This is a genomic window from Streptomyces sp. NPDC038280, assembly GCF_055600045.1.
The window spans coordinates 542476-555218 of the sequence record NZ_JBVJYZ010000002.1; the positions used below are offsets into that span (position 1 = coordinate 542476).

A 12743-nucleotide genomic window follows, 5' to 3' on the forward strand; every position below is an offset into this window, starting at 1 on the left:
TTACGAGGCCGCGCGTACCCCTCCGGCGCGATGCCGACGCCCTACCGAGGAATGCTGGGACCGGTCTGTCCCGGATCCGGGTCGGTCACCGACCGTAGTCTCCGGGCGGGGCCCGCCCACGGCAGCGACCGGCGTCACATTATCAGGAATTTCGTAGTCGATTTCTGGGCCGTTAACGGGCCACGGCATCGATTGAGAAACGAATCCGTGTTCCGCCCCGGGGGCTCCGGGACGGAACACGGATCATTCAACCGATCCTCACCGATTGTTCAGCTTTCCGTGACCACTGTCACCGAAGGCGGTCACGGCTGGTCGGCCGCGACCGTCTTCTTGGCGGTCGTCTTGGCCGCCTTCTTGGCGGTCGTCTTCTTCGCCGCGGTCTTCTTGGCCGCCGTCTTCTTGGCGGCGGCCTTCTTCGCCGTGGCCTTCGTGGCGGCCTTGCGGGCCGTCTTCTTCGCCGGAGCCGCCTCGTCCTCGGACACCGTCTCGGCCTCCGGGGCCGAATGGGTGACGACCACCACGGCGGCCTCGGCGCCACCCGCCGGCGAACCGGCGGGAGCGGTGACCTTGCGGACCACCCGGCGACGGGCCCTCGGCGGGGCGGCGACGGGCGCCTCCTCGACGGGAGCCTCGGCCACGGGCGCCTCCGCCACCGGCTCCGGCGTGCTCTCCGGCTCGGCGACGACGATCACCGCGGCGGCCTCGGCCTCGTCCGCCGGCTTCGGCGAACCGGCCGGGGCCGTGGCCTTGCGCGTGGCGCGACGACGACCGCGGGGAGCCGGGGCGGCCTCCTCGGCGACCGGCTCGGCCTCCACCACCGGCGCCGCGACGACCGGGGCCTCGACCTCGGCCTCCACGACGGGGGCTTCGACGACCGGGGCCTCGACCTCGAGCACCGGCTCCTCGACCCGCTTCGGCGCACCCGCCGGAGCGGACGCCTTACGGCCGGCCCGACGGCGGCCACGGCCACGCGTGGCAGCGGCCTCCGCCTCGGCGGGGCTGCTGTACAGCTCCTCGTCCGGGACGAACTCGGGCTCGGGGAGCGCGATCGGCTCCGCGGCCTCGGCCGCCACCTCCGCCTCGGTCTCGTCCTCGGTCTCGACCACCTCGAGGTGCTCGTGCTCGTGCGTGTGGTCGGCGCCACCCCGGCCACGCTTCTTGGACCGCTTGCCGCCGCCACCGCCACCGGGGGCGGTCGGCTGCTCCATGTGCACGATCACGCCGCGGCCGTTGCAGTGGACGCAGGTCTCGGAGAAGGACTCCAGCAGTCCCTGGCCGACCCGCTTGCGGGTCATCTGGACCAGGCCCAGCGAGGTGACCTCGGCCACCTGGTGCTTCGTACGGTCCCGGCCCAGGCACTCGAGCAGGCGCCGCAGCACCAGGTCGCGGTTGGACTCCAGGACCATGTCGATGAAGTCGATGACGACGATGCCGCCCAGGTCGCGCAGGCGCAGCTGGCGCACGATCTCCTCGGCCGCTTCGAGGTTGTTCCTCGTCACGGTCTCTTCGAGGTTGCCGCCCTGGCCGGTGAACTTGCCGGTGTTGACGTCGACGACGATCATCGCCTCGGTCTTGTCGATCACCAGCGAACCGCCGGAGGGCAGCCAGACCTTGCGGTCCAGCGCCTTCATCAGCTGCTCGTCGATCCGGTAGGTCGCGAAGACGTCGACCTCGCTCGTCCAGCGGGACAGGCGGTCGGTCAGGTCCGGCGCGACGTGCGACACATAACCGTGGATGGTCTGCCATGCCTCGTCGCCGCTGACGATGACCTTCGAGAAGTCCTCGTTGAAGATGTCGCGGACGACGCGGACGGTCATGTCCGGCTCACCGTAGAGAAGGGTCGGGGCGTTGCCGCTCTTCGCCTTCTTCTGGATCTCCTCCCACTGCGCCTGCAGACGCTCGACGTCGCGGCGCAGCTCGTCCTCGCTCGCGCCCTCGGCGGCGGTGCGCACGATGACGCCCGCGTCCTCGGGGACGATCTTCTTGAGGATGGTCTTCAGACGCGCGCGCTCGGTGTCGGGCAGCTTGCGGCTGATACCGGTCATCGAGCCCTCGGGCACGTACACCAGGTAGCGGCCGGGCAGGGACACCTGGCTCGTCAGACGGGCGCCCTTGTGACCGATCGGGTCCTTGGTGACCTGCACCAGGACGGACTGGCCGGACTTGAGCGCGGTCTCGATGCGGCGCGGCCCGTTGGCCATGCCGAGCGCCTCGAAGTTGACCTCACCGGCGTACAGGACGGCGTTGCGGCCCTTGCCGATGTCGACGAAGGCGGCCTCCATGGACGGCAGGACGTTCTGGACCTTGCCCAGGTAGACGTTGCCGACGTACGAGGTGGCCTGCTCCTTGTTGACGTAGTGCTCGACGAGCACGTTGTCCTCGAGGACGCCGATCTGGGTACGCTCGCCGTTCTGGCGGACGACCATCACCCGCTCGACGGCCTCGCGGCGGGCCAGGAACTCGGCCTCGGTGATGATCGGCACACGGCGGCGGCCCTGCTCGCGACCCTCCCGGCGGCGCTGCTTCTTCGCCTCCAGACGGGTCGAGCCCTTGATGGACTGCACCTCGTCGGACGGCTCGGCCTTCTCGCGCGCGGGGCGCGGCTCACGGACCTTGACGACCGTACGGACGCCGTCCTCCTCCGCGCCGGCCTCGGCGTCGGTCCCGGCGTCACCGGAGCGGCGACGGCGACGGCGACGGCGACGGGAGCTGCTGGTGCCCGCGGCCGAGGGGGTGTCGCCCTCGTGCTCCTCGGACTCCTCGTCCTCTTCTTCCTCGTCCTCGGGCTCGGCCGCCTGCTCGGCGGTCTCGTCCGCGCGGTACTCGGCGGCCTCGTCGGCGTCGGCGAGCTCGCCACGGCGACGGCGGCGTCCACCGCGGCGACGGCGGCGCGAGGGGCGGTCCTCGAACTCGTCGGACTCCTCGGCCTCGGCCTCGACCGCGGCCTCCTCGCCCTCGGGCTCCTCCTCGGCCTCGACCGGCTCGACCGGCGCGGCGGCGGCCGGGGCCTCCGCGGCGTGCTCACCGCGACGGCGGCGGCGACGACGGCCACCCGCCTCGGGCTTCTCGGCGGCCTCGGCCACCGGGGTGACCTCCGGCTCGGTGATCTCTTCCTCGACCTCGTCCGGCTCGGCGGCGCGAGCCGCGTGCGCTGCGGCGGCCGTCTCCGGGGTCTGGAACATCGGCTCGGTGAAGACCGGCGCCTGGAACACGGCGACGGCGGGCCGGGCGGCGCGGCGGCCGCGGGACTGCTCGGCCTTGGCGGGCGCGGCGGGCTCCGCGGTGAATTCGGGGGAGGCGGCGCGGCGGCGCGTACGGCCACGGGTCGCGGCCTTCTCGGCGGCGCTGACCTCGGCCTCGGACGCGGCGATCTGGGCGACGGTGTCCGCCGGCAGGGACTCGCCGTCCTCGACGGGCTCCTCGGCGGCCTCGGCCTTCGGCGCGCCGGCGGGAGCCGTGGCCTTACGGGTGGCACGACGACGCGTACGGGCCGGAGCGGCGGTCTCCTCGACCGGCTCGGCGGCCGGAGCGGCCTCGGGGGCCTCCTCGACGACCTCGGCCTGGGGCGCACCGGCCGCAGCCGTCGCCTTACGGGTCGCACGGCGACGCGTACGGGCCGGAGCGGCGGTCTCCTCGACCGGCTCGTCCACCGGAGCGGCCTCGGCGGCCTCAGGGGCCTCGGCCTGCGGGGCGCCCGCGGCGGCGGTGGCACGGCGGCGTGCGCGGGGGGCCGGGGCGGCCTCCTCGGCAGCGGCAGGGGCCTCGACGGGCTCCTCGGCGGCCTCGGCCTTCGGCGCGCCGGCGGCAGCCGTGGCCTTACGGGTCGCACGGCGACGCGTACGGGCCGGAGCCCCGGTCTCCTCGACCGGCTCGGCGGCCGGAGCGGCCTCGGGGGCCTCCTCGACGACCTCGGCCTGGGGCGCACCGGCCGCAGCCGTCGCCTTACGGGTCGCACGGCGACGCGTACGGGCCGGAGCAGCCTCGGCGGCGGGCGCGTCGGCGGAGGGGGCGTTCGTGGTGTCCGGCGCCGACACGGCGGCGGCCGGCGCTTCGGTGACGTCCGCCACAGCGGCGTTCACCGGCGGGCCCGCGGGGCGGGACGCCGCGCGGCGCCTGCGGCGCGGCGGCAGCGTGTCGCTGGGGCTGTTGTCGTTGTGGTCCGCGGCGTTGTTGCCGGGTTCGTTCGGTCCGAGCATGCGGGCGGTTCTCCCGTCACGCTCCCGGGCGCCGCGCCTGATTCCGGTCCGGCGGCACGTCCGCGCGATTGACGCGGTGCCGCTGTCCGGGGCGCGGGCGCCGCACGGGAGCTCTATGTGTGGCTCGCCGGTTCCGTACGCGTTGCACGCACGGCCTGGCGAAAGTCTTCTGGTCAGTGCGCGGCCCGACCCAGGTGGCTCCCGAGTACGAGGGCTGCGCTACGACGACCGCTCCCTACGCGGCACCGGTACCGGGCGCCGTCGCTGAAGCGGTCGCGGCGGCCTTGGGTGGAGCGGCCGTGACTGCCTCGCGGTCGGGCGCGAGCGGGTCGGTCACCGTGCCGGACTCCTCGTCGAAGAGCCCCTGCGCCAGCCTGGTCACCGCTGCGGGGACCGGCGGCGCCAGGTCGGCCACAGCTCGGAGACCGGACAGGACGTCGTCGGGTCGCACGGCAGGTGTCACGTGCCGAACAACCAGCCGCAGTATCGCACAGGGCTCCGGCCCCGGCCTATCAGCCGGGGGAGGAAGGGCCTGCAGGTCGGCCACGGCGCTGCGGGCGTCGAAGGTCCGCATGCCGTTCTTGGTCTTGCGCTGGACCTCGACCGTCCCGGCGGCGAGGAAGGTGTCGACGGCCTGCTGGGCGTCGGTGAGCTCCACTCCGTCGAGCCGCATCTCCCACACGGACGCGGTCAACCGGTCGGCGAGGCCGGAGGTCCGGGCCTCGACCGCGTCGGTGATGTCGAGGCCCGTCGGCAGCGACTCGTCGAGCAGCTCGCGCAGCTTGTCGGGGTCGCGTGCCTCGGTGAGGGCGATCTCCAGGTACTCGGCCTCGGAGCCGGTGCCGGTGGGAGCGGCGTTGGCGTACGACACCTTCGGGTGCGGGGTGAAGCCCGCCGAGTACGCCATGGGGACCTCGGCGCGCCTCAGCGCCCGCTCGAACGCACGCTGGAAATCGCGGTGGCTGGTGAACCGGAGGCGGCCGCGCTTGGTGTAGCGCAGTCGGATGCGCTGCACCGCCGGTGCGGGCGGCGGGCCTTCGGGCTGTCGCTTGCCCAGTGGTTCTTCTCCTCGGTGCGGGGCGGGCGCGGGTGGCGCGCCGCCCTCGTGACTGCGGTGACCCCGGCGGGCGCCGCCCGGCTCATCCCGGCTTTCGCGGGGAGATCTCGGGTGAGGCAGCCGTGCCTGGGGCGTTTGTTGTACTGCCCAGAGTACGCGCAAGGGCCCTCACCGGTTCCCCAGGCTCGGACGGGCGCGCTCCGCCGGTGAGCGCGCGCCAGGCGTCCCGGCGGGCCTGGCGCACGGCCCCCGCGCGGAACCGAGTGCCGCGCCGGCCGCCGGCCGGCCTCGGTGACCGATGTCCGCACCGGCGTCCCGACGCTGTCGCGCACCCGGCGGCCGGCGGGCGCGACGACGCCGGGTAGCGCCGGCGGACGGGCCGGCCCGGCGAGGCTTTGGGCGGGCCACTTGAATCGCAACGGCCGACGGCCCGGGACGCCCACCCAAGACGCGACGGCCCAGCTCCGGGTTCCCCGGAGCCGGGCCGTCGCACAGGCGTTGGTCGACCGCGTCAGTCCACTGCCGGCTACTTGACGACCGTCAGCGGAAGCAGCTTCTTGCCGGTGGGGCCGATCTGGATCTGCGTGTCCATCTGCGGACAGACACCGCAGTCGAAGCACGGCGTCCAGCGGCAGTCCTCGACCTCGGTCTCGTCGAGCGCGTCCTGCCAGTCCTCCCAGAGCCAGTCCTTGTCCAGACCGGAGTCCAGGTGGTCCCAGGGCAGGACCTCCTCGTAGGTGCGCTCGCGCGTGGTGTACCAGTCGACGTCCACGCCGAAGGCCGGCAGCGTCTTCTCGGCGCAGGCCATCCAGCGGTCGTACGAGAAGTGCTCACGCCAGCCGTCGAAACGGCCGCCGTCCTCGTAGACCGCGCGGATGACGGCGCCGACGCGGCGGTCACCGCGCGAGAGCAGGCCCTCGACGATGCCGGGCTTGCCGTCGTGGTAGCGGAAGCCGATCGAGCGGCCGTACTTCTTGTCGCCGCGGATCTTGTCCCGGAGCTTCTCCAGCCGCGCGTCCGTCTCCTCGGCGCTCAGCTGCGGCGCCCACTGGAACGGCGTGTGGGGCTTGGGCACGAAGCCGCCGATGGAGACGGTGCAGCGGATGTCGTTCTGGCCCGAGACCTTGCGGCCCTCGGCGATGACCTTGACGGCCATGTCACCGATCTGCAGGACGTCCTCGTCGGTCTCGGTGGGCAGGCCGCACATGAAGTACAGCTTCACCTGGCGCCAGCCGTTGCCGTACGCGGTGGAGACCGTACGGATCAGGTCCTCCTCCGAGACCATCTTGTTGATGACCTTGCGCATGCGCTCGGAGCCGCCCTCGGGGGCGAAGGTCAGACCGGACCGGCGGCCGTTCCTGGTCAGCTCGTTGGCGAGGTCCACGTTGAAGGCGTCGACGCGGGTGGACGGGAGGGACAGGCCGATCTTGTCCTCCTCGTACCGGTCGGCGAGGCCCTTGGCGATGTCACCGATCTCGGTGTGGTCCGCGGAGGACAGCGACAGGAGGCCGACCTCCTCGAAGCCGGTCGCCTTGAGGCCCTTCTCCACCATGTCGCCGATGCCGGTGATGCTTCGCTCCCGCACGGGGCGCGTGATCATGCCGGCCTGGCAGAAACGGCAGCCGCGGGTGCAGCCGCGGAAGATCTCGACGGACATGCGCTCGTGGACGGTCTCCGCGAGCGGCACGAGCGGCTGCTTGGGGTAGGGCCACTCGTCGAGGTCCATGACGGTGTGCTTGGACACGCGCCACGGCACGCCGGACTTGTTCGGTACGACGCGGGCGATCCGGCCGTCGGGCAGGTACTCGACGTCGTAGAAGCCGGGGACGTAGACGTTGCCGGTCCTGGCGAGGCGGAAGAGGACCTCCTCGCGGCCACCGGGGCGGCCCTCCGCCTTCCAGGCTCGGATGATCTCCGTCATGTCGAGGACGGCCTGCTCGCCGTCGCCGATGACCGCGCAGTCGATGAACTCGGCGATCGGCTCCGGGTTGAAGGCCGCGTGGCCGCCGGCCAGGACGATCGGGTCGTCGAGGCCGCGGTCCTTGGCCTCCAGCGGGATGCCGGCGAGGTCCAGGGCGGTGAGCATGTTGGTGTAACCGAGCTCGGTGGAGAAGCTCAGCCCGAAGACGTCGAAGGCGCCGACGGGCCGGTGGCTGTCCACGGTGAACTGCGGCACCTTGTGCTCACGCATCAGCTCTTCGAGGTCCGGCCAGACGCTGTAGGTGCGCTCCGCGAGAACGCCCTCGCGTTCGTTCAGGACCTCGTAGAGGATCATGACGCCCTGGTTGGGCAGCCCGACCTCGTACGCGTCCGGGTACATGAGCGCCCAGCGGACATCGCAGCTCTCCCAGGGCTTGACCGTGGAGTTCAGCTCTCCACCGACGTACTGGATCGGCTTCTGCACGTGCGGAAGCAGAGCTTCGAGCTGCGGGAAGACAGACTCGGCAGCAGACATCTCGAACCTTCGTGAGCTGGCAGGGGGCGACTCACAAGCGTACCCCGGCCTCAGGACCTCAGCGCCGCCCTCAGTTCGGGGACCGACGCCCTCGCCCAGACCTCCGGCAGCTCGCGCTCCCGGTCGGCTCCCACCGCCGCCTCTTGGCCGTGCAGGAGGCCCCAGACGAAGGCGGACTCCCCCGCCGCGTGGGCCTGGATGGCGAGGGTGCGCAGGGCGTCACGGGCGACGACGCTGTCCTGGTGGTCGCCGAGAACGCGCTGGACGGCCTTCACGCGCTTCGCGAAGCGCTTGGCGGGCTTGCCGACTGCGGGCTCGGCGGCCTCCGCGGCGTAGCGGACGCGTTTGGCCGCCTTGCGGGCCTGGTGCATGGCGAGGTCGCGGTCGTGGCCCGGCGGGAGGGACAGGGCGTGATCCACCCGGCGGGCGAGGCGCGCGTAGTCCTTGAGGACCGCTTTGGCCAGGACCGTGGCGGGGTCCTTCGAGGCCGCGGGAAGCAGGGGCGGGGCGGCGAGCAGGGCGTCGAGCGTGTCGAGCAGGGTGAGGTAGCGCTCGCTGTCCAGCGCCCCGAGGGTCCGCCGGCGCGCGTCGGTCTCGTGGGAGGCGGCCCAGACCCGCAGCCGGCTCTGGACTGGTCCGAGAAGCAGGGTGGTGGGTACGGCGTCGATCCGCTCGCGCAGCCGCTCGGCGAGGACCTCCTGGTCGCGGGCGACGCCCAGTTCGGCGGCGAGCCACTTCAGCTCGTCGCCGAGGGGGTCGGTGACGTTCCGGTCGAGGACCTTGCCGTACGACGTGAACGCGCTGCGCAGTCGGCGGGTGGCGACGCGCATCCTGTGGACCGCGTCGGGCAGGTCGCGCCGGACGCCGGGGTCGAGTGCGACCAGGGCCTCGACCTGGTGACGCAGGTGCGCGAGGACGAGGGCGCCGGCGGTGTCCTCGTCCGGCCCCCGCCGCGTCTTCGCCTTCCCCTTCTTCTTCCGCTTCCCGTCGCCCGGGGCGCCGGGGGCGTCGGCGGTCTCCTCCAGGGCCCGTGCCAGCTTGGACGGCGCCGAGGAGGGCCGTACGCCCGCCTTCTTCAGGCGTTTCTCCAGCGCGTCCAGGACCGAGGGGTCCACGTCGTCCGCGAGCTCCACCTCGATCTCGGTCCAGGCCGCCTTGCCGCCGCCGTCGGTCAGGCGCTGGGCGTGGACGGTGTCCACGGAGAGTTCGGCGAGCAGTGCGCCGCGGTCGTCGACCAGGTGGTGGACGTCGCGGGAGGAGTGCAGCCGGACGACCGGCTCCAGCCGGCTCTCGCGGACCCGGGAGCGCAGCAGGCCGCGGAGCGTGTCCGGCGGGGTGTCGGCGAGCGGCGCGCGGATCTCGTCGCGGACGCCCGTCCCGACGGGGAACTTGAGGTGCCAGCCGGCGTCCGCGCCGCCCGTCCTGCGGCGCAGGGTGATGGAGTCGGCGGCCAGGCGGAGCCCGGGGGTGTCGTAGTAGACGGCGTCCAGTTCGGCGACGCCCCGGTCCACGACGGCCGACACCCCGGCCACCCCGGTCAGGTCGGGCACCCGGGTGTCCGGGGTGGCTTCGTACTTCCGCTCGATCTCGCGCTTCGTATCGGCCCTCATTCGAAATCAAGTGCCCAGTGACGGAGCTTCTATGCCGTTATCGGCCGCTGGACCCGGATCGACTGGAGCAGCCCGACGGCCACCCAGACGGCGAACATGGACGAGCCTCCGTACGACACGAACGGCAGCGGCAGACCGGCGACCGGCATGATGCCGAGTGTCATGCCGATGTTCTCGAAGGACTGGAAGGCGAACCAGGCGATGATGCCGGCGGCGACGATCGTGCCGTAGAGCTCGGTCGTCTCCCGGGCGATCCGGCAGGCGCGCCAGAGGATCACTCCGAGCAGCCCGAGGATCAGTCCGGCGCCGAGGAAGCCGAGCTCCTCGCCCGCGACGGTGAAGATGAAGTCGGTCTGCTGTTCGGGCACGAACTGCCCGGTGGTCTGGTGGCCGTTGAACAGACCGGCGCCGTAGAGGCCGCCGGAGCCGATCGCGATGCGTGCCTGGTTGGTGTTGTAGCCGACGCCCGCCGGGTCGAGTTCGGGGTTGGCGAAGGCGGCGAAGCGGTTGATCTGGTACTCGTCGAGGACGCCGAGGGCGGCGACGAGGACGGCCCCGGTCGCCCCCGCGGCGATGAGGCCGAGGACCCAGCGGTTGGAGGCGCCGGAGGCGAGGAGCACGCCGAGGACGATCACCACCATGACCATGACCGAGCCGAGGTCCGGCATCAGCATGACGATCACCATGGGAAGCGCGGCGAGGCCGAGCGACTTGGCGACGGTGCCGTGGTCGGGATGGACCTGGTCGCCCGCGTCGACGCGGGCGGCGAGCATCATCGCCATCGCCAGGATGATCGTGATCTTCACGAACTCGGAGGGCTGGAGCGAGAACCCGCCGCCGATGACGATCCAGGCGTGGGCGCCGTTGATGGTGGCGCCGAGGGGGGTGAGGACGGCGACGATCAGCAGGACGGAGAGCCCGTAGAGGACCGGGACGGCTCCCCGCAGGGTGCGGTGGCCGAGCCAGACCGTGCCGATCATCAGAGCGAGGCCGATGCCGCTGTTGAGGACGTGGCGGACGAGGAAGTAGTACGGGTCCCCGTGGTTGAGCTCGGTCCGGCCCCGGGTCGCGGACCACACCAGCAGCGAGCCGATGAAGGACAGGGCGAGCGCGGAGAACAGCAGCGGCCAGTCCAGCCGCCGCATCACCGAGTCGCGGGCCGTCAGTTTGGTCCAGACACCGCGATCGGGGGCGTACCGCGAGACGGAGAAGCCGTGGGGCGCGGTCATCGGTTCAGTCCCTCCGCCCGGGGGGCGGACCCGCGAGCTGCTGCTGGTCGTTCTTCTTCTTGTCGGGGTCGACCTTCTGCGAGTCCGGGTCGTACGGCTTGACGACCGGTGCGTCGATGGAGCCGTCCGGCTGGATCTTCGGAAGGGTCGTCTGCGGCGTGGGCAGCAGGGCGCGCTTGAGGTCCTGGTTCCCCTCGTCGTCGAGGCCGTAGATCGCGTCGTAGATGTTGCGTACGGCGGGGCCCGAGGCACCGGATCCGGTACCACCCTGGGAGATCGTCATGACGATCGTGTAGTCGTCGGTGTAGGTCGCGAACCACGAGGTGGTCTGCTTGCCGTAGACCTGGGCGGTGCCGGTCTTGGCCCGCATCGGGATCTTGTCCTGCGGCCAGCCCAGGAACCGCCAGTTGGCGGTGCCGCCCGGCCCGACGACGGAGCGCAGGCCCTTGTCGAGGTTGCTGATGGTCTTGGCGTCGACCGGCAGCCGGCCGTGGGCCTTGGGCTTGATCTCCTCGATCGTCTTGCCGTCGGGGCTGATCACGGCCTTGCCGACGATGGGGTTGTAGAGCGTGCCGCCGTTGCTGATGGCGGCGTAGGCGGTGGCCATCTGGATCGGGGTGACGAGCACGTCGCCCTGGCCGATCGCGAAGTTGATGCTGTCGAAGGCCTTCAGCTGGTTGCCTTCGAGGCAGCTCTCATAGGCGATCTGCTCGACGTAGGTGCCGCCCTTCTTGCCCTGCTTGCACCAGGCGTCCTTGTTGGCCTTCCAGAAGTTCTTCTTCCACTGACGGTCCGGGATGCGTCCGGTGACCTCGTTCGGCAGGTCGATGCCGGTTTCGGCGCCGAAGCCGAACTCGTGGGCGGTCCGGTAGAACCAGTCGTGGGCGTCCTTCTTCGGCTTTATTCCGCCGTCACGCTGCCACTCCTGGTGGCCGAGGCGGTAGAAGACGGTGTTGCAGGAGAACTTCAGTGCGTCGCCGAGGGAGATGGGGCCGTGTCCCTTGGACTCGAAGTTCGCGAAGCTCCGGCCGCCCATGTTGTAGGAGCTGCTGCAGTTGTAGAGGCCGTCGAAGTCGTAGCCGGCCCGCACGGCCGCGCTCGCCGACACCACCTTGAAGATGGAGCCGGCGGGTGCCTGGCCCTGGATGGCGCGGTTGAGCAGCGGGTAGTTGGAGTTCTTGCCGGTGAGCGCGGCGTACTCCTTGCCGGAGATGCCGCCGACCCACGCGTTGGGGTCGTAGTCGGGCTGGGAGGCCATCGCGACGACGCGGCCGGTCTTGGCCTCCATGACGACGACGGCGCCGGAGTCGGCCTCGTACTTGCGGCCGGTGATGTTGTCGGTCTCCTGCCGGACGGTCTTCATCGCCTGGTGGAGTTCGTACTCGGCGACGGCCTGGACCCGGGCGTCGATGGAGGTGACGACGTTGGAACCGGGCCGGCCCGCGTCCCGCTCCGCCACTCCTATCACCCGGCCGAGGTTGTCGACCTCGTAGCGGGTGACGCCGGCCTTGCCGCGCAGCGCCTTGTCGTAGGTGCGCTCCAGGCCGGACCGGCCGACCTGGTCGGAGCGCAGGAACGGCGAGTCGGTGTCCTTGGCCTTCTCGATCTCCTCGTCGGTGACGGGCGAGAGGTAGCCGAGGACCTGGGAGGTCTTGGCGAGGCCGGGGGCCGGATAGCGGCGTACGGCGGTGGGTTCGGCGGTGATGCCGGGGAAGTCCTCGGCCCGCTCGCGGATCTGCAGGGCCTGCTGGGTGGTGGCCTCGTCGGTGACCGGGATCGGCTGGTAGGGCGAGCCGTTCCAGCAGGGCTGGGGGGTCTTGGAGTCGCAGAGCCGGACCTTGTCCATGACGTCCTTGGGCGCCATGCCGAGGACCTTGGCGAGGCGCGTGAGGACGCCCTTGCCGTCGTCCTTCATCTTCAACAGGTCGGTGCGTGACGCCGAGACGACGAGACGGGTCTCGTTGTCGGCGAGCGGGACGCCGCGGGCGTCGAGGATGGATCCGCGAACGGCGGGTTGGACGACCTGCTGGACGTGGTTGTTCCTGGCCTCGTCGGTGTACTCCTGGCCGTTGCGGACCTGGAGGTACCAGAGGCGGCCACCGAGGGTGAGCAGGAGGGAGAAGACGAGGACCTGGATGATGACGAGCCGGATCTGGACCCGGCGGGTCCGCCCGGTCTCCGGGATGTTGCTCATAC

General features: G+C 71.7%; 6 protein-coding genes. All 6 read right to left on the minus strand.

The features are described 5' to 3' along the window. Positions 1 to 302: 302 nt before the first annotated feature. The 6 genes from ACZ7J0_RS07560 to mrdA all read right to left on the minus strand — a co-directional run bounded on the left by ACZ7J0_RS07560 (position 303) and on the right by mrdA (position 12741). Positions 303 to 4196, minus strand: coding sequence for an Rne/Rng family ribonuclease (locus ACZ7J0_RS07560; protein ID WP_470884914.1), 3894 nt, complete (start codon positions 4194 to 4196; stop codon positions 303 to 305). A gap of 235 nt (positions 4197 to 4431) precedes the next feature. Then, entirely contained in the window at positions 4432 to 5211 is a 780-nt protein-coding gene (locus ACZ7J0_RS07565; RefSeq protein WP_470884916.1) for a TIGR03936 family radical SAM-associated protein, read from the minus strand. Positions 5212 to 5779: 568 nt separating this feature from the next. Next, positions 5780 to 7708, minus strand: a complete 1929-nt coding sequence (locus tag ACZ7J0_RS07570) for a TIGR03960 family B12-binding radical SAM protein (protein WP_470884918.1) — start codon at positions 7706 to 7708, stop codon at positions 5780 to 5782. A gap of 50 nt (positions 7709 to 7758) precedes the next feature. Continuing rightward, positions 7759 to 9318, minus strand: coding sequence for a CYTH and CHAD domain-containing protein (locus ACZ7J0_RS07575; protein ID WP_470884920.1), 1560 nt, complete (start codon positions 9316 to 9318; stop codon positions 7759 to 7761). Positions 9319 to 9347: 29 nt separating this feature from the next. After that, entirely contained in the window at positions 9348 to 10547 is a 1200-nt protein-coding gene (gene rodA, locus ACZ7J0_RS07580) for a rod shape-determining protein RodA (RefSeq protein WP_470884922.1), read from the minus strand. Positions 10548 to 10551: 4 nt separating this feature from the next. Continuing rightward, a complete protein-coding gene (mrdA, locus tag ACZ7J0_RS07585) occupies positions 10552 to 12741 on the minus strand; it encodes a penicillin-binding protein 2 (protein ID WP_470884924.1) in 2190 nt (729 codons plus the stop codon). Positions 12742 to 12743 lie beyond the last annotated feature (2 nt).

Excerpts from the sequence above, each read along its gene's own strand:
- ACZ7J0_RS07570 (WP_470884918.1), bottom strand. The coding sequence starts at position 7,708 with ATGTCTGCTGCCGAGTCTGTCTTCCCGCAGCTCGAAGCTCTGCTTCCG.
- rodA (WP_470884922.1), bottom strand. The coding sequence starts at position 10,547 with ATGACCGCGCCCCACGGCTTCTCCGTCTCGCGGTACGCCCCCGATCGC.
- mrdA (WP_470884924.1), bottom strand. The coding sequence starts at position 12,741 with ATGAGCAACATCCCGGAGACCGGGCGGACCCGCCGGGTCCAGATCCGG.
- ACZ7J0_RS07560 (WP_470884914.1), bottom strand. The coding sequence starts at position 4,196 with ATGCTCGGACCGAACGAACCCGGCAACAACGCCGCGGACCACAACGAC.
- ACZ7J0_RS07575 (WP_470884920.1), bottom strand. The coding sequence starts at position 9,318 with ATGAGGGCCGATACGAAGCGCGAGATCGAGCGGAAGTACGAAGCCACC.